At 42.4% G+C, this 19,250-nt stretch carries 13 protein-coding genes; 9 read left to right on the forward strand and 4 right to left on the reverse strand.

Features of this window, described 5'->3' with window-relative positions:
- The first annotated feature begins 13 nt into the window (after positions 1 to 13).
- The gene (locus BSAG_RS11790; protein WP_004312718.1) at positions 14 to 520 is read left to right on the forward strand and encodes a flavin reductase family protein; all 507 of its coding nucleotides are present in this window, start codon (positions 14 to 16) and stop codon (positions 518 to 520) included.
- A gap of 175 nt (positions 521 to 695) precedes the next feature.
- On the opposite strand, the gene BSAG_RS11785 is transcribed toward BSAG_RS11790, so the two are convergent.
- The 4 genes from BSAG_RS11785 to BSAG_RS11770 all read right to left on the reverse strand — a co-directional run bounded on the left by BSAG_RS11785 (position 696) and on the right by BSAG_RS11770 (position 7,799).
- Positions 696 to 2,798: an alpha/beta hydrolase family protein gene (locus BSAG_RS11785; RefSeq protein WP_004312719.1), complete on the reverse strand. Its 2,103-nt coding sequence runs from the start codon at positions 2,796 to 2,798 to the stop codon at positions 696 to 698.
- 48 nt (positions 2,799 to 2,846) lie between these two features.
- Positions 2,847 to 4,178 carry a multidrug efflux MATE transporter BexA gene (bexA, locus tag BSAG_RS11780; protein ID WP_004312720.1) on the reverse strand — a complete coding sequence of 444 codons (1,332 nt, stop codon included), beginning with the start codon at positions 4,176 to 4,178 and terminating at the stop codon, positions 2,847 to 2,849.
- Between the two features lie 84 nt (positions 4,179 to 4,262).
- Positions 4,263 to 6,116, reverse strand: coding sequence for a membrane protein insertase YidC (gene yidC, locus BSAG_RS11775; protein WP_004312721.1), 1,854 nt, complete (start codon positions 6,114 to 6,116; stop codon positions 4,263 to 4,265).
- Positions 6,117 to 6,173: 57 nt separating this feature from the next.
- Positions 6,174 to 7,799 carry a CTP synthase gene (locus BSAG_RS11770; protein WP_004312722.1) on the reverse strand — a complete coding sequence of 542 codons (1,626 nt, stop codon included), beginning with the start codon at positions 7,797 to 7,799 and terminating at the stop codon, positions 6,174 to 6,176.
- A 188-nt stretch (positions 7,800 to 7,987) separates the two neighbouring features.
- Between BSAG_RS11770 and BSAG_RS11765 the strand changes: the two genes are divergently transcribed.
- The 8 genes from BSAG_RS11765 to BSAG_RS25275 all read left to right on the forward strand — a co-directional run bounded on the left by BSAG_RS11765 (position 7,988) and on the right by BSAG_RS25275 (position 19,223).
- Positions 7,988 to 9,496, forward strand: coding sequence for a DUF3078 domain-containing protein (locus BSAG_RS11765; RefSeq protein ID WP_004312723.1), 1,509 nt, complete (start codon positions 7,988 to 7,990; stop codon positions 9,494 to 9,496).
- A gap of 148 nt (positions 9,497 to 9,644) precedes the next feature.
- Positions 9,645 to 10,235 carry a UpxY family transcription antiterminator gene (locus BSAG_RS11760; protein WP_004312725.1) on the forward strand — a complete coding sequence of 197 codons (591 nt, stop codon included), beginning with the start codon at positions 9,645 to 9,647 and terminating at the stop codon, positions 10,233 to 10,235.
- Between the two features lie 326 nt (positions 10,236 to 10,561).
- Positions 10,562 to 12,490, forward strand: coding sequence for a polysaccharide biosynthesis protein (locus BSAG_RS11755; RefSeq protein ID WP_004312726.1), 1,929 nt, complete (start codon positions 10,562 to 10,564; stop codon positions 12,488 to 12,490).
- 47 nt (positions 12,491 to 12,537) lie between these two features.
- Positions 12,538 to 13,371: a polysaccharide biosynthesis/export family protein gene (locus BSAG_RS11750; protein WP_004303599.1), complete on the forward strand. Its 834-nt coding sequence runs from the start codon at positions 12,538 to 12,540 to the stop codon at positions 13,369 to 13,371.
- Positions 13,372 to 13,381: 10 nt separating this feature from the next.
- Complete coding sequence (locus BSAG_RS11745; protein ID WP_004312727.1) at positions 13,382 to 15,805, forward strand: GumC family protein; 2,424 nt, start codon at positions 13,382 to 13,384, stop codon at positions 15,803 to 15,805.
- Positions 15,806 to 16,245: 440 nt separating this feature from the next.
- The gene (locus tag BSAG_RS11740) at positions 16,246 to 17,454 is read left to right on the forward strand and encodes a UDP-N-acetylglucosamine 4,6-dehydratase (RefSeq protein WP_004312728.1); all 1,209 of its coding nucleotides are present in this window, start codon (positions 16,246 to 16,248) and stop codon (positions 17,452 to 17,454) included.
- A 56-nt stretch (positions 17,455 to 17,510) separates the two neighbouring features.
- Positions 17,511 to 18,725, forward strand: coding sequence for a LegC family aminotransferase (locus BSAG_RS11735; RefSeq protein WP_004312729.1), 1,215 nt, complete (start codon positions 17,511 to 17,513; stop codon positions 18,723 to 18,725).
- Between the two features lie 336 nt (positions 18,726 to 19,061).
- Positions 19,062 to 19,223 carry a hypothetical protein gene (locus BSAG_RS25275; RefSeq protein WP_008016261.1) on the forward strand — a complete coding sequence of 54 codons (162 nt, stop codon included), beginning with the start codon at positions 19,062 to 19,064 and terminating at the stop codon, positions 19,221 to 19,223.
- Positions 19,224 to 19,250 lie beyond the last annotated feature (27 nt).

Raw genomic sequence — 19,250 nt, forward strand, 5'->3', positions numbered from 1 at the left:
AACGAATAAAGAGATGAAGAAATTAGAAGTAAAAGACCTGAAAGAAAACTTTTTCGAAGCGATTGGAAAAGAGTGGATGCTGGTTACGGCCGGAACAAAAGAGAAGTTTAACACGATGACAGCAAGTTGGGGTGGCATCGGTTGGCTGTGGAATAAACCGGTTGCTTTCGTTTTTATCCGTCCCGAACGGTATACATACGAGTTTGTAGAGGAGAACGATTACCTGACACTTTCTTTCTTGGGAGAAGAAAATAAGAAAATTCACGCTATTTGTGGCTCCAAGTCGGGACGTAATATAGATAAAGTAAAAGAAACTGGATTGAAACCAGTGTTTACAGAAAATGGCAATGTGTTGTTTGAGCAGGCACGATTGAGCCTGGAGTGTAAGAAGCTTTATGCTGACGGTATCAAACCGGAATGTTTTCTGGATAAGGAATCATTGGAAAAGTGGTACGGTGGTGCTCATGGCGGTTTCCACAAGATGTATATTGTAGAAATTGAAAATATTTATTCGGAGTAAGATTTAGCCGATTTATGATGGATGCAATGGAGAAGGCTCTGAACTCAAGTAGATTGAGAACAGAGCCTTCTTTTATTTTACTTTATTGGAAAGTCGTTAAGCACAGATTATATGAAATATGCAGTTTTAGTGAATCAAATGACTGTGAGATTCGTATAATCCGTGCTTTAAAATTTTACTTAGATGGAGCTTTCTTCACCCATTTGTCCAGCCATTCGAAGAATGTGCGTTGCCATAGAACCCCATTCTGCGGTTTCAATACCCAGTGGTTTTCATCCGGATAAATCAGCAACTCTGCAGGAACACCACGCATCACGGCAGCATCGAAAGCAGCCATTGCCTGATTAGCCAGAATACGGTAGTCTTTTTCTCCATGAATACAGAGGATAGGCGTATCCCATTTCTCCACGAATAGGTGAGGAGAGTTGGCAAACGTACGTTGTGCCATCGGGTTTTGTTTTTCCCAGTATGCGCCTCCCATATCCCAGTTGGCAAACCATTTCTCTTCAGTTTCCAGATATTGCATTTCCATATTGAAGATACCATCGTGGGCAATGAATGCTTTGAATCGTTTGTCATGATGTCCTGCCAACCAGTATACGGAGAATCCTCCGAAGCTGGCACCTACACATCCCAAGCGATCTTTGTCTACATACGGCTCTTTTGCCATTTCATCGATAGCAGTGAAATAATCTTTCATACACTGGCCACCGTAGTCACCACTGATCTGTTCGTTCCATTCCACACCAAATCCCGGCAAGCCGCGACGATTCGGAGCAACAATGATATAATCATTGGCTGCCATAATCTGGAAGTTCCAGCGATAAGACCAGAACTGGCTTACCGGACTTTGCGGACCTCCTTCACAGAACAGCAAAGTCGGATATTTCTTGTTCGGATCAAACTGCGGAGGATAGATTACCCATGTCAACATCTGTTTGCCATCTGTTGTTTTCATCCAGCGACCTTCCACTTTACCCATTTCCAACTGGTCGTAGATCTGTTTGTTTTCCTGCGTCAGTTGAGTAGTAGAGCCATCCAGTGCCACAGTGTAAATTTCATCACCCATGCTCATTGAATGACGTTTGGCGATCAGTTTATCCCCGAAAAGAGCTACACCTTCATAATCGTACATTCCTGAAGTGATTGCCTTTACCGAATCATTGGCTAAATCCAGTGCATAAATCTGCGATTCTCCGTGCCATACACCGGTGAAATAAATCATCTTTGCATCTGCTCCCCATACAAAAGCATCCACATTCGATTCGAACGCCTTGCTGACAAACCGTTTCTCACCGGTTTCCAAATTCATGATGAACAGACGGTTTAAGTCGGCTTCGTAACCGTCACGTTCCATACTCTGCCAGGCGATATATTTGCCGTCTGGAGAGTATTGCGGATTGGTATCGTACCCTTTGTTTTCTTCCGTGATATTTTCCGTTTTTTGGGTGTTCAGGTCATAAACGTAAATATCGGAGTTGGTAGAAATCGCATATTCCAGTCCTGTCTTTTTACGGCAAGTGTAAGCTACTTTGTCCGAAGCTGTATTCCAGGCAAGTTGCTCAATGCCACCCCAGGGTTTCATTGGACTTTCATACGGTTCTCCGTTCAGGATATCCACGATATTGGAAATACCGTTACCGTCGAAGTCGGCAACAAAAGGATGTGGAGCTGTCGTTACCCATTCATCCCAATGTTTGTACATCAGGTCGGTCACGATGATACCTGTGGCTTTCGGCAGGTCCGGATATTTATCAGCAGTGCTTTCTTTCGTCTTTACTTGTGAAATAAACAGCAGCTTTTTGCCATCCGGTGAAATGGAATAACCTTCGATGTCTCCGTCGTAGTGGGTCAATTGCTTGCGTCCGCTACCGTCCGGGTTCATTTCATAGAGCTGGCTGCTTCCGTTGTCATTACTTAAGAATGCAAGTTTGGTGCCTCCTTTAATCCATGTCACTTCATTTTCCTGATACGGGGTATGAGTGATTTGCTGGTTTTCGCTTCCGTCTGCGTTCATCACGAAAACTTCGCGGTTACTCTTGTTTTCCGGTACACTGTAATACGCTACCGTATACGCAATTTTCTTTCCGTCGGGCGATACGGCGAATTCGCCGATACGTCCCATAGCCCAAAGTGCTTCGGGAGTCATGCGCTTCCCTTCGATCTTAATATCCGATTTCTCGATAAGCACCTGATCTGTTTTGCCTGCGTCTTTCGTTCCTCCGCAGGCAGCTAACAACATTGCTGCCGACATCATAAATAAATTAGCTTGTCTCATATATTTTATAAAATGTTTATTTTCTTGCGAAGATAGTGAAAAAAGGATTTAAATCTTCTTTTTCTGCCAGTTTCCTTTCTTCATATACCAGTAGCAGAACAACAGTATAAAAGTACCGTACACACATTCTGTCGTCCAGGCAAATGCGACATCCATTCGCAGATACATGATGAAATATGCAGAGTATGTGACATAGATAGCCAGTACACAAAGTTCCATAGCCAATGCAGTCCGCGTATTTCCTGTTCCTGATACCGATTGGAAATACACATTGGCAGGCACCAGTACCAGATAGGCAGAGCATAGTACCCACAGTGAAGGTACGGATGCCGCTCTTAAATCCGGGATGTCTGTATAAATGCGCAGAATCAAATCCGGGAATAAACAGAAGAATACCAGGATCGGCAATACAAAGATATATCCGATACGGATATGCTGTTTGATAGTTCCCCGTACACAATCCTGTTCGCCTGCACCGATCAGGTTACTTACCAACGAACCGCAGGTGGAAGCAAATGCCATTGCAATCATAAACGGTATCCCCGACACGTTGCGGATGATGTTGGCAATCGCCAATGACCGCTCTCCCAAATGTTCCACAAACAAGAAGAACATGAACCAGGTAGACAAAGAAACGAAATTCTGAATCATTGTCCACACAGAAACGTTCAGTATGCGTTTCAGTGTTTTTCCATGGAATTTGGGCAATATGTTCAACGCATATTTCTTGCAGTCAATTCGTTTCCAGGTGTAGATGATAAAGAAAATTACCGATACCATTTCGGCCAGTGACGAACCGATGGCAGCACCGGCAATTCCCAGTTGCGGGAAACCGAATTTACCGAAGATCAGGATATAGTTGAATACCACATTCGAAAGCACCATTACGATAGAGTTCAGCGTCAGTGTTTTGGTTTGTGTCGTACCTACAAAGAAGGCGCGGAACATGACCATGACAAAAGAGAAGAAGAACCCATACACACGCCAATGAATATAACTTTCGGCTGCATCGTAAATGTGAGGAGACGAAATGATATTCTTTAAGATATATGGTGAAAATACGATGGAGAATGTGAATAAAATCACTGCCATGGCAAGCAGGAAATAAATGCCCTGATAGAAAATCGGTCCGATTTCCTTGTAGTTTCCTTCTCCGTTGCGGCGGGCGATTAAGATCTGTGCGCCGATGCTGAAACCGAATGCCATCATAAAGATGGCGAGATAATATACCCCTGCGATAGCAGAAGCACCCAGCTCGATTTCTCCTACACGTCCCAGAAAGGCCGTGTCCGTCATACCAATCATCTGTTCCATAATCAGACTGATTAGGATAGGGTAGGAGATTGTCCAGATTTGTTTATAAGAATATTTAGTTTTCATCTTATTTTATTTTTTAGAGAAAGAAAGCCGGGCAACCAAAATAGGATGTCCGGCTTTCTTAGAATATGATTCAGGAATTACTCCTTATTTTTTATTCTGTCTTTGCTGCTGCAATTGCTCTTGTTGCTTTTGCATCGCCTCCAGGCGAGCAGCAAATCCGGTCTTTTTCATTTGTTTCGGGTCTTTCTTTTTCGCTTCAAGAATAGCCAACAATTTAGTTTCGTCAGTCGTTCTACGAAGCAGAATCATAGTACCCACACTAATCAGCGTTGACACGAAGTAGTAATAGTTCAAACCTGACGGATAATCGTTCAAGACGAACAAGAACATAATCGGCATCAGATACATCATCCATTTCATAGCCGCCATTTGTGGCTGCGCTCCGGTATCCTGCATAGACATTGTGTACTTTGTGTTCAAGATGTTTGTCAACGTCATCAGCAAGCAGAACAAGCTAAGGTGATTGCCAAGGAACGGGATATGGAACGGGAATGTGATGATAGCGTCATAAGTAGAAAGGTCGTCCGCCCACAAGAAACTCTGTTGACGCAGTTCGATAGCACTCGGCACGAACATAAACAAAGCCATCAGGATAGGGAACTGCAATAACATCGGCAGACAGCCACCCATCGGGCTTACCCCGTATTGGCTGTAAAGGCTCATCACCTCCTGCTGTTTCTTCATTGCATCTTCCTGCTTGGGATATTTCTTGTTGATTTCATCAATTTTCGGTTTCAATACACGCATCTTGGCAGAAGACATGTACGTTTTCCAGGTAGCCGGATAAACCAGCACTTTCACCATAATAGTCAGAATCAACAGAACGATACCCATGCTCAATCCCCAGCCGGACAACCAGTCGAATACGTTGATCGTGATAAACTGGTTAATCCAGCGAATCAGCGGCCAACCCAGGTAAACCAGTCGGTGAAGCTCCCATTTCTCGTCACGTCCTTTATCCAGCGCTTTCAGCGTCTTGAAGTGGTTCGGACCGAAGTAGAAGTACATCTCTGTCGGTTCTTTGCCTGACGGATCAAAGAAAGTATTCATTTCAGCAGAATAATCTTTGATATATCCGCTTCCCTGTTGTTCCATTTTTGACTTAACGGAAACCTTGTCGAAATCCTGTTCAGCGATAAATACAGACGAGAAGAACTGATTCTTGAAAGCTACCCAATCAATGCGTCCCGGCAAATCCTGACTGTCATCTTTGGCAGCAGACAAGTTGTCTACATTGTCACCTGTTACTTTATAAGTCAGTTCCGACAGACGATTCTCATAAGTGAATCCTTTTTCCAGTTGGCGGGCACGTTGTGACCAGTCGATGTCCACATACTTAGTACTAGCCAACTTGTCTTCCATGCCTGTCGCTTTGATTTCAAAGTTCATCAGGTAGCTATCCGGTTTCAGCGTATAGATGAAATCGATATAGCTTGCGCTATCCGCAGCCAGGCGCATGGTAACACTACTATCCGTCTTGTTTACAGCTTCAAAGAAATAATCTTTGGTCTGGATGGCTCCTGCTTTGTTGTAGAAGTTGAAGTTCATCGAAGCATCGTCACCGTCGAACAACATAATCGGTGTCTTTTTGTCCTGTGCCATATAATCCTTCAGCATGGCTGAATAGACACGTCCGCCTTTTGTTGCGAAAGTAATTTCCGCTACATTATTCTGGATGCTGATTTTAGAATCGGTCCCATGCAAGGCATTGAAAAACAAAGCAGAAGAATCGGCAGCCGATGCAACCTCTTTTTGGCTGTTAGCCAGCGCAGCTTCTGTTTTCGCCTTCAGCGCTTCCTCCTGCTGCTGTACTACGGCAATAGAGTCATAGTATCTTTTTTGTGCAGCTATCTGTTCCTCGCTTGGACGACTCAAAAAGCTGAATCCTACCAATAATATGCCTATTAGAACGAGACCTGTGATGGTGTTTTTATCCATTCTTATTTTAATTACAAATTATAAAATTACAAACTACCGGTCGTTTACCGCGTATTGTTAGCCTTTTGCCGTTGTTTTTTCGTTTTCGATGGCAGCCTTCACAAATGCCACGAACAACGGATGAGGGTTCAGTACCGTACTGCCATATTCCGGATGGAACTGTGTACCGACAAACCATTTCAAAGCCGGGATTTCAACGATTTCTACCAGATCCGATTCCGGGTTGATACCTACACATTTCATGCCGGCAGCTTCATATCGGTCTTTATAATCATTGTTGAACTCATAGCGATGACGGTGACGTTCCTGAATATGTTCTTGTCCGTAAGCCTGATATGCTTTCGAACCTTTCTGCAATACACATTCGTAAGCACCCAGACGCATCGTACCACCCATGTTGGTGATTGCTTTCTGTTCTTCCATGATATCAATCACGTTGTGCGGAGTCTTTTCATCCATTTCACGTGAGTTGGCATCAGCGTATCCCAGTACGTTGCGTGCAAACTCAATAGCAATACATTGCATACCCAGACAAATACCGAAAGTCGGAATGTCATGTGTACGTGTATATTTGATAGCGACAAACTTGCCGTCGATACCCCGTTGACCGAATCCCGGACCAATCATTACGCCCGCCATACCTTTCAAAGCTTCAGCTACATTCTCATCTGTCAGTTTCTCACTGTTTACGAAATGAACTTCCACTTTGCGGTCATTGTAAGTACCCGCTTGCGATAAAGCTTCACGGATAGACTTGTAAGCGTCCTGCAAATCGTATTTTCCAACCAGTGCAATATTGATCGGTTCTTTAGTCTCTGCAGCGTGACGACGTTCCAGGAATTTACGCCATGGGCCGAGTCCCGGAGTTTCTCCTACCGGCAGTCCCATCTTTTCGAGGATAGTGCTGTCCAGCCCTTGCGCCTGCATCAGGATAGGTACTTCGTAAATTGTTTCCGCGTCGATAGACTGCACGACGGCTTTATCGTCTACATTACAGAATTGTGCCACTTTCTTACGCAGTCCGTCACTTAGCGGATGCTCGGCACGCAGTACCAGTACATCCGGCTGAATACCCACACTTTGGAGTTCCTTTACAGAATGTTGCGTCGGTTTTGTTTTCAATTCTCCGGCAGCAGCAAGATAAGGAACATAGGTCAAGTGTACGCAAAGAGCGTTCTTACCGAGTTCCCATTTCAACTGACGGATACTTTCGAGGTAGGGGAGTGATTCGATGTCACCTACCGTACCACCGATTTCAGTAATCACAAAATCAAACTTGTATTTATTACCAAGCAGTTTTACATTCCGTTTGATCTCGTCTGTGATGTGAGGAATCACCTGGATCGTTTTACCCAGATAATCTCCACGACGTTCCTTGTCAATGACGCTCTTGTAGATACGTCCCGTAGTAATGTTGTTCGCCTTTGTCGTTTGTATACCCAGGAATCGCTCATAGTGTCCCAAGTCGAGGTCGGCTTCGTGTCCGTCTACGGTTACATAGCACTCTCCGTGCTCATAAGGATTCAATGTTCCCGGGTCGATGTTGATATACGGGTCAAACTTCTGGATGGTTACATTATAACCTCTTGCTTGCAGCAACTTACCGATGGATGATGAGATGATCCCTTTTCCTAAAGAAGAGGCAACACCACCGGTGACGAAAATATACTTTGTTTCTCCCACAGCTATAACTGTTTTAATAATTGTTTACTTAGTAGTATTCTTACGAACTTAAAAACCGCAAAATTATAAAAAAAGAGGAAGATTACAGTCTTTCGTCTCCACAATTTTATTAAAAAATGCAATTTTAAAAGAATCCTATGATTTCTGAACAAAATAATGTAGCTTTGCACTCTAAACCATAGACAAATATGATGAGAATTACTACTTTATGTTCAGCGTTTATTCTGTCAATCTTATCGTTATCGCTTTTTGCACAGGAATCTGTCGATCCCTCTCCACTTCCGACTGACTCTCTGCAGCCTGCTCCTGAAGCGATTAAACCTGCCAAAACGGTTAAATCTTCAACAGTTGTGGCAAAAGCCAGAGTCGTGAAAGCAGATACGCTTTCGGCGGAGCTTCAGAAATATTTGATGCTCAAACTGAATATGTCGGGGCCGACTCCGAAACTGGATACCGTTTCTTATTTATATAATAAGTATGTCGCGCAATTAGATTATTTGAACGATCTGTCTGTGCCGCCACGTTATATTCCGTCTGATCCCGATTATTTTCGTCTGTTCACACCATTGGCATATTATTATGCTCCGATGGCACAATATTCGAAATTGGAATGGAAGCCTATGCAATGGGACACCACTCCTCAACTGACAGCGGAACTTCTGCCTTATGATACCCTGGCATTTACCAAAACCCAGCGTGCCGAGAAAATAGTGAACAGTGCATTGATGGATCTTTATTTGGAACGTCCGAACTTGGTTGTCACTACAGAAGACCGCATCATGAGTCGTGATGTATTCCGTCACGATGTGAAGCCGAAAATATCTCCCAAAGCAAACGTTATTCATCTGTTTCAACCGGAAAATATGGATGATAATGTAGGGAAAGCCAATATGAAGATTAGTCGGCCGAACTGGTGGGTGACCGGAGGTAACGGATCGTTGCAGATTAGCCAGAACCACCTTTCGGATAACTGGTATAAGGGAGGTGAAAGTAACTTCTCCGGATTAGCCACTTTTCAGATTTTCGCCAACTATAATGACAATGAAAAGGTGCTGTTTGAGAACCAGCTGGAAGCTAAAGTGGGTATGACTTCCACTCCGTCAGATGAATATCATAAATATCTTTTTAATACCGACCAATTCCGCTTATATAACAAATTAGGTTTGAGAGCCCTCAAAAATTGGTATTATACCATTTCTTCCGAGTTTAAGACACAGTTCTTCAACGGATATAAAGCTAACAGTGAAGAATTGGTTTCATCTTTCATGTCTCCGGCAGATTTGGCGGTCAGTGTCGGTATGGATTATAAATTGAGTAAGAAGAAATTTAATCTTTCCGTGTTTATGGCGCCGTTGACTTACAACTTACGTTATATAGGCAATTCTGAAGTGGATGAAACTAAGTTTGGCTTAGAAAAAGGAAAATGTTCTAAAAACGATTTCGGTTCCCAGTTGCAATCGACATTGAACTGGACCATCATTTCTGCAGTGACTTTAGAGTCTCGTCTCAATTATCTGACCAACTACCATTGGGCACGTGTAGAATGGGAAAATACGTTCAATTTCGTATTAAACCGTTATCTTTCTACCAAGCTCTATATACATACCCGTTTTGACGACAGCTCGAAACCGACTGAAGGCGACAGCTTCTTCCAGTTGAAAGAATTGCTTAGCTTCGGTATTAACTATAAGTGGTAATCAAAGTAGATACAGAAAAAGCACAATTCAGTCTGTCTGTAAAAAAAGAAAAGTTTTTTCTTGTTTACTATTTATATTTTTATCTATCTTTGCCACTGAATTCAATCCATTACCTTAAAGGTGACGGAGAAATGAGGGGTAAAAATACATGATCATTAAGAAAAATGACGATCGGGATCTTCTGTCAACAGATGTGATTGGCAGCAGCGTAGCGCGCTCAAAACGTTGGTTAGTAGCTATTGTACGTATCTGTCACGAGAAAAAAACAAGTGAGCGGCTTACGAAAATGGGGATCGAAAATTTTCTTCCAATTCAACAAGAAGTCCATCAATGGAGCGACCGTCGTAAAGTTGTCGACCGGGTATTACTTCCAATGATGATCTTTGTTCACGTTGATCCGCAAGAGCAAAAAGAAGTCCTGACTTTATCTGCTATCAGCCGTTACATGGTATTACGTGGGGAGAGTACTCCGGCTGTTGTCCCTGACCAACAAATGTTGCGATTCAAGTTTATGCTCGACTACTCGGATGAGACGATCAGCATGAGTACATCGCCGTTAGCTCCGGGAGAAAGAATACGGGTAATCAAGGGACCATTGGCAGGATTGGAAGGGGAATTAGTACATGTGAATGGGAAATCGAAAGTTGCTGTTCGATTGACAATGTTAGGGTGTGCATGTGTAGATATACCGGCTGGGTGTGTAGAGCCGGTATCTGAAAATGGGGATTTACGTGATTGAGTAATCAATCTATTTTATAGGGGTATGGGGATTTTACTGCAAAAATGTAATGAAAGTCTGTAAAATAGCAGGCAGTCTATCTGACATCGGTAACCAAACAGTGGATATATTTATCGATGACCTCTCTCAAAAATAAAAATCCATAAAGTATTATGAATTATATCTTTACAAAAGATATAGTGTAGAAATGTATGTACGTATCGAAAGATGAAGGGATTCTTTGTTGGGCTACACCAACATGGAAATCGTAGTCATAGTCCTTGTACTGATCATAATCAATCAGATAAATCAAATTTCGAAATATTATTTTATTCATTTATACTATAATGGAAAAAACATTGAAGGACATAGTGCAATATGTCCGCAAAAATTATTTCAGTTATTGGGTTATTTTAGGTATTGACACGGCAATTTCTGTATTATGTTCGTTGGTCGCTTATGCGGTAATTCATTATATGGCGCATGTTCCAATGACCGACTGGATGCTCTGTAAATTTGCTTGCGTTTCTTTGGTGGCAAGTGTTGCGGGCTCTTTATTATTCCATACTTATCGTAATACAATTCGTTTCTCACAGGCACGTGAACTTTGGCGTATCATGTGTGCCGTTTTATTTAAAATAGCCTGTTTGGTCATTATTTCTTTTGGAGTTATATATGAGACCCAATTGCCATATAATTATAAAATATCCTATCTTCTATTTGATGGTTTATTGACTTTAGTGATCTTGACGACCTTTCGTGTATCATTGATAATCGTCTATGATTTTTTATTGGATTGGGTGAATAAAAAGAACACACGTATTCTTATTTATGGTACTAATGAAGAGAGTGTAGCCTTGAAGTTACGTCTTAGGGATAGTGCACATTATAAAGTAACCGGTTTTTATGTATATGGTAAAAATAACAGCCGACGCCGATTGGCAGATCTTCCCGTTTATTACTTTGAAAATGAATCGGATGTTGATTATATCATGCGGAAGCGCGGAATTAAGGGGATTCTGTTTGCCCGTTATGAAGATACCCGCCTGGAAGAAAAACGCCTTCTGGAATATTGTAAAAACAATGAACTTAAGACATTGATAGCTCCTACTATCAGTGAGGCGGATTCTGATGGAAACTTTCATCAGTGGGTACGTCCTATTAAGATTGAGGATTTGTTGGGTCGTGCCGAAATTAATATCAACCTTCGTCAGGTTGCAGAAGAATTCAGGGGAAAAGTGGTGTTGGTGACTGGTGCGGCAGGCAGTATTGGTAGTGAACTTTGCCGTCAATTAGTGCAGATGGGAATTCAGAAACTTATCATGTTCGACTCTGCAGAAACACCTTTGCATAATGTCCGTCTTGAGTTTGAGAAAAAATATCCTACTATAGATTTTGTTCCGGTGATTGGTGATGTGCGTGTGAAGGAACGTGTTCGTATGGTATTCGAATCGTATCATCCTCAAATTGTTTTTCACGCTGCTGCTTATAAACATGTGCCTTTGATGGAGGAAAATCCTTGTGAGGCTGTACTTGTCAATGTGACCGGTTCTCGTCAGGTGGCTGATATGGCTGTGGAATATGGTGCTGAAAAGATGATTATGGTGTCTACGGATAAAGCTGTAAATCCTACTAATGTAATGGGCTGTTCCAAGCGTTTAGCTGAAATCTATGTTCAAAGTCTGGGATGTGCTATCCGTGAAGGAAAAGTGAAAGGTCATACCAAATTCATCACTACCCGTTTTGGTAATGTGTTGGGTAGTAACGGTTCTGTCATTCCTCGTTTTAAAGAACAGATAGAGAATGGTGGTCCTGTCACTGTTACTCATCCTGATATCATCCGTTTCTTTATGACCATTCCCGAAGCTTGCCGTCTGGTAATGGAGGCTGCTACCATGGGTGAGGGTAATGAGATCTTTGTCTTTGAGATGGGAAAAGCTGTGAAGATTGTTGATCTGGCGACTCGTATGATCGAATTGGCTGGTTATCGTCCGGGTGAAGACATAAAGATCGAATTTACGGGATTACGTCCGGGTGAAAAATTGTATGAAGAGGTGTTGAGCGATAAAGAAAATACGATCCCAACAGAGAATAAGAAAATCATGATCGCCAAAGTTCGTCGGTATGAATATGCTGATATTTTTGATACTTATGCAGAGTTTGAAAGGTTGTCGCGTGCGGTAAAGATCATGGATACCGTGCGGTTGATGAAGAAAATAGTTCCGGAGTTCAAATCAAAAAATTCTCCGCGATTTGAAGTACTGGATAAAGAATAAATAGGGAATAATCAACAAAAGATTCTATAAATAAATTATCATTTAATATGAATAAATCATTGCGCACGCATTTGAATGTACGAAGCTTGTATGGAAGTTTGTTTTCCTGTCTGATAGCGGTATTTCTGTTTGCTTCCTGCCAGTCCTATAAGAAAGTACCTTATTTGCAGGATGCGGGAGTTGTAAAGGACACCAATCAACAGGAAAATTTATATGATGCCAAGATAATGCCTAAAGACTTACTTACTATCGTAGTCTCATGTACTAGTCCGGAACTTGCAGTTCCGTTCAACTTGACGGTGGCAACTCCTGCTAATGCGGCTACTGCCAGCACCCAATTGACTACCCAGCCTGTCTTACAACCTTATCTGGTAGATAATGAAGGCAAGATCAATTTTCCTGTTCTGGGTGAATTGAAAGTGGGTGGATTGACGAAAAGAGAAGCTGAACAACTGATAATAGACAAACTGAAACCTTACATAAAGGAGACTCCGATAGTTACTGTCCGTATGGTAAACTATAAAATTTCTGTATTAGGTGAGGTTGCCCGTCCGGGTACATTTACTATCAACAATGAGAAAGTCAACTTGTTGGAAGCTCTTGCCATGGCCGGTGACATGACGGTCTGGGGAGTTCGTGACAATGTGAAACTGATTCGTGAGGGTGCTGATGGCAAACAGGAAATTGTGACATTGGATTTAAACAAGGCGGAAACAATTCTTTCTCCTTATTATTGGTTACAGCAGAATGATATAGTCTATGTGACTCCTAATAAAGCAAAAGCTCGTAACTCTGATATAGGTAACAGTACCAGCTTGTGGTTCTCCGCTACTTCTATTTTGGTATCATTGGCAAGTTTATTAGTAACAATCTTCAAATAGTAATATAGATATGATTGAGGAAAAAAGAGACCGGGGTGAGCAACCGGAAGAGCAAGTGAATATTCAGGAAATCCTTTTCCGTTACCTGATCCATTGGCCTTGGTTTGTGATTTCTATAATAATCTGTATCGCCTGCGCATGGGGCTACCTGCGTTTGGCCACTCCCGTCTATGATATAACCGCCACAGTCTTAATCAAGGATGACAAGAAGGGCGGTGGTGCGAGCATGTCCTCCGAACTGGAAAAGATGGGACTGGACGGCTTCGTTTCCTCGTCGAACAATGTAGACAATGAAATCGAGGTGCTGAAATCAAAGTCTCTTGCCCGTGAAGTGGTCAATAATCTGGGACTGTTTGTGACTTATAAGGATGAAGATGAGTTTCCTAATAGGGAACTTTACCGTACCTCGCCCGTAGTGGTGAGCTTGACTCCACAAGAGGCGGAAAAATTGTCTGCACCAATGGAAGTGGAGATGACTTTATTTCCCAATGGTGGGATGGATGCGTTGATAACAGTGAAAGACAAAGAGTATCGGAAACAATTCGATCAATTACCTGCTGTTTTTCCGACCGATGAGGGGACGGTCGCCTTTTTTGAAAGCAAGGATACATTGACGACCAATCAGGCTAAGGAGGAAAGTAAAGAGCGTCATATAAAAGCTTTTATAAACCGGCCGATGTCTGTGGCCAAAGGATATATCCAGTCCTTGTCGATAGCCCCTACATCAAAAACTACTTCTGTAGCTGTTCTTTCGTTAAAGAACTCAAATACCCGGCGTGGCAAGGACTTCATCAACAAACTCCTTGAGATGTACAATATCAATGCCAATAATGACAAGAATGAGGTAGCCCAAAAAACCGCAGAATTCATCGACGAACGTATCGGCATTATTTCCAAGGAACTTGGAAGTACCGAACAAGACTTGGAGAACTTCAAGCGTAGCGCCGGAATTACAGATTTGAGCAGTGAGGCGCAAATAGCCTTAACCGGTAATGCTGAATATGAAAAGAAGCGTGTGGAAAACCAGACTCAAATCAATTTGGTGATGGATTTGCAACGCTATATGCAAGGTAATGAATATGAGGTCTTGCCAAGTAATATTGGATTACAGGATGCAGCATCAGCTGGTGCAATAGACAGATATAATGAGATGTTGGTTGAAAGAAAGCGCTTGCTCCGTACATCAACCGAGAATAATCCGACGATCATAAATTTGGATACTAGCATCCGTGCGATGCGGAGCAATGTACAGGCTACGCTGGATGCTACATTGAAAGGATTGCAGATAACCAAAGAAGACCTTGCCCGTGAAGCGAACCGCTATTCCCGTCGTATTAATGACGCTCCGACCCAGGAACGTCAGTTCGTAAGTATCGCCCGGCAGCAGGAAATTAAGGCCGGTCTTTATTTGATGTTACTTCAAAAACGTGAAGAGAATGCCATCACTTTGGCAGCTACAGCAAACAATGCCAAGATTATTGATGAAGCGTTAGCAGACGACAATCCGGTTTCTCCTAAGAGGATGATGATCTATCTTGCCGCCTTGGTATTAGGAGTAGGATTTCCGGTAGGTATCATTTATCTGATTGGCTTGACCAAATTCAAGATTGAGGGCCGTGCTGATGTTGAAAAACTAACTTCTCTTCCTGTTATTGGCGATATCCCGTTGGCGGATGAAAAGTCCGGTTCTATAGCTGTATTTGAGAATCAGAATAACCTGATGAGCGAGACATTCCGTAATGTACGTACTAATCTTCAGTTTATGCTTGAAAATGGCAAGAATGTGATTTTGGTGACATCTACTATCAGTGGTGAAGGTAAGTCTTTTGTATCATCTAATTTGGCTATTAGTCTTTCTTTGTTAGGGAAAAAGGTTGTGATAGTAGGTCTTGACATTCGCAAACCGGGATTGAATAAAGTTTTCAATCTTTCCAGAAAAGAACAAGGTATCACCCAATTTTTGATTAATCCAGCTGTTAATCTGATGGATTTGGTACAGCGTTCTGATATCAACAAGAATCTGTTTATTCTTCCCGGTGGAGCAGTTCCTCCCAATCCAACGGAATTATTGGCCCGTGACAGCTTGGAAAAAGCCATCGAAACATTGAAGGCTAATTTTGACTATGTGATTCTGGATACGGCTCCTGTGGGTATGGTAACTGATACCTTGCTGATAGGGCGTACTGCTGATTTATCGGTATACGTATGCCGTGCCGATTATACCCGTAAGGCAGAGTTTACTTTGATCAATGAGCTTATGGAAAACAACAAACTGCCTAACCTCTGTATCGCCATTAACGGCTTGGATCTTCAGAAAAAGAAGTACGGCTATTATTATGGCTATGGTAAATACGGCAAGTATTATGGCTATGGTAAGCGTTATGGTTATGGCTATGGATACGGCAAAGAAAATCTAGATACAACTTCAAAATGAAACACGGAGGATTTTTAAATTTTTTCCTTTCATTGACTGACTTGTTATTGATATAAGGAATAAAAAAGCATTATGAGCATTTTTGTGGGTAAACTCCTAATGAGCAACCATAGCAGAGGCTGAAGGCGAAGTGATGAAGGTAACCATAAACCACCTGTAGGATCTCAGATTTTCCGTAGCGACTACAGATGTAATAGCTCATAGCCAGCAATATTGCACAAGCTATAGCAGCAAAGACAGTCAGTAAACGCAAAAACTTATGGAGCAACTATTCGAAATATAGAATTTCGTCGTTCCTAATCTTATCCTTACTTTCTTTGTTCTCCACTATCAGTTGCAAAAGAAAGCTGAAATTCGTATCGAGACCGAATTGGATAACAGTAAAATAACAGGTAACAGGTTAACATTTCACTAACGTAATAGAAATAACAAACATATATATGTTCAACTTAGAGAAATTCATTGCTGATTCGGTGACATCGCGTCCGGTCAGCATGTTTGCTGCAGATATTGAGGCAAACAAGGAGACACTTACCGCTGAGATCAAAGGTAAGAAAGTATGTGTAATCGGTGGTGCCGGATCTATCGGTTCTAGCTTCATCAAGGCGGTTCTTCGCTTCGAGCCTGCTTCGATCGTTGTCGTTGACCTCAACGAGAATGGTCTTGCAGAACTCGTTCGCGATGTGCGAAGCACAGAAAGCCTCTATGTGCCTGAGGAGTTCCGCTGCTATACTCTCAACTTTGCAGACCAAATTTTCGAACGTATTTTCTGCGAAGAGAAAGGTTTTGATATCGTCGCAAACTTCTCTGCTCACAAGCATGTGCGTTCAGAGAAGGATAAATATTCCGTTCAGGCGCTCATCGAGAACAATGACATTAAGGCCAAGAAACTGATGGACCTCCTTTGTGTCTATCCCCCTAAGCACTTCTTTTGCGTTTCTACCGATAAAGCCGCCAATCCTGTGAACATCATGGGGGCTAGCAAACGAATCATGGAAGACCTCGTGATGGCATATAATACTCATTTCAAGGTCACTACTGCTCGCTTTGCCAATGTAGCCTTTTCCAACGGTTCACTTCCTGACGGTTGGATTCATCGACTCCAGAAGAAGCAGCCTCTTACCGCACCTTCTGACGTGAAACGCTACTTCGTCTCACCTGAGGAATCTGGTCAAATCTGTATGCTCGCTTGCATCCTCGGTAATGGTGGTGAGGTATTCTTCCCTAAGTTGGATGAAGATCAGATGCTCACATTTTCTGCCATCTGTGATGATTTTGTTAAGGCAGAGGGCTTTATCAAGGTGGAGTGTAAAAACGATCCTGAGGCAAAGCGGTATGCAGCTCAGATGTCCTACGAGTCTGACACTTATCCTGTGTTCTACTTCAAGAGCGACACCACTGGCGAGAAGACCTATGAAGAGTTCTATGTCCTAGGAGAAAAGGTTGACATGGAGCGCTTTATGAGCCTCGGTGTGGTATGCGAAAGTACCCGTCGTTCGATGAATGAAGTAAATGAATTCTTCCTTGAGCTCGAAGGTATTTTCCAGAAAAAAGATTTCACCAAAGCAGAAGTGATAGGATCTATCAAAAAGTTTATCCCTAACTTTGAGCATGAAGAGAAGGGTAAGAACCTTGATCAGAAAATGTAATTCACGGATAATTCATGGGTTATTTATGGTAATTTATGTTGTGAAAAATACAAACAATGGTTGATTACAAAAACACTATAGACTTTATCAAGTCAGTTTATGGCAACAAGGAATTTACTCCTCTTGCTGTTCCTGTATTTGCAGGAAATGAAAAAGCATATCTCAACGAATGCATTGATACCACCTTCGTTTCATCAGTAGGTAAGTTTGTCGATCGCTTTGAGGAAGATATGGCAAAATATACAGGAGCAAAACGTGCAGTAGTATGCGTGAGTGGTACTAATGCCCTTCATATGTCACTCATACTTGCAGGTGTGAAGAAAGACGACGAGGTGCTCACTCAAGCACTCACTTTCATTGCCACATGCAATGCCCTTTCATACATTGGTGCTCATCCAGTGTTCCTTGATGTGGATTTCACCACAATGGGACTCTCTCCTGATGCTATGAAAGAATGGTTGCAGGCAAATGCAGAGGTTCGCAAGAACACTCGTATCGATGAGCTTCCTGCGTCGTTGAATTTTGCCTTCCATGAGGATGAACTTGCTTGCTACAATAAGTACACTGGCCGTCGCATCAAAGCTTGCGTACCTATGCACACTTTCGGTCATCCAGTTCGTATCGATGAGATTGCTGTCCTCTGTAAGGAGTGGCATATTGAGCTCGTAGAGGATGCAGCTGAATCTATTGGCTCTACCTACATGGGTCAGCATACTGGAACATTTGGACGCATTGGTGCTATCTCATTCAATGGCAACAAGACTATCACCACTGGTGGTGGCGGTATGATGCTCTTCATGGACGAGGAACTCGGAGCTTACGCAAAGCACATTACCACACAGGCCAAGATTCCTCATCGGTGGGAGTTTCGTCACGATCACATCGGTTTCAACTACCGTATGCCGAATATCAATGCAGCTCTCGGTTGCGCTCAGTTGGAGAATCTTGACAAGTATGTAGCCAGTAAGCGCAAGGTGGCAGTTGAATACATTGAGTATTTCAAGAATGTAGATGGTATTGACTTCTTTGTTGAGCCAGAGAACACTTTCTCCAACTACTGGCTCTCAGCCGTTGTCTTGAAGGACAAGGAGTCTCAACTTGACTTTCTCCAGCAGACCAACGACAATGGCATTATGACTCGTCCTATTTGGGAGCTCATGAATCGTCTGCCTATGTTCAAGAACTGCCAGAACGATGGTCTCAAGAACACTATTTGGTTTGCTAATCGCGTAGTAAATATCCCTTCAAGCGTAAGACCTGAGGATTTATAAAATAATTCTAATGTCATTTATTACCAAACGTACCAAAGCAAACTTCTACAACGAGAGTCAGATGACGTTTCTCGTGTAGAAGGATTGTGTAAATATTATCTTTCAGATTAAGAATGATGTGTATCTTACGGTTTCGGTCTATTTATTTTCGGAGGATAGGCTGCTGTTAGCGTACACTTGGAATGGGGCCTGGAACCGATTGAAAGGGATGCGTAATCGTAAGGATGTATGGGCAAGACTTAAGAAAATTTGTCCTCTTGTTACCAGCATCTTTGCGAATACAAATTCACCTCACTTCGCATATATAGATAAGAAACAGGGGCTGTAGTACTTGAAATGAAAGCTCCTGTGCAGATTAACAGTATCTCTGACTATCTGCACGGGAAAGTGATTGAGAGGGCGATAGAACTGATGATGTATAATCTGAATCTGTATTGCGAATTGGAGGAGAATTGTCTTTTCTCGACTTGGAAGAGCGATTTACAGAACTTGAAATAAGCGGATGGAGATTAACTCAGTTGACTA

Source organism: Bacteroides sp. D1, from assembly GCF_000157095.2.
Taxonomy (GTDB): Bacteria; Bacteroidota; Bacteroidia; order Bacteroidales; family Bacteroidaceae; genus Bacteroides; species Bacteroides xylanisolvens.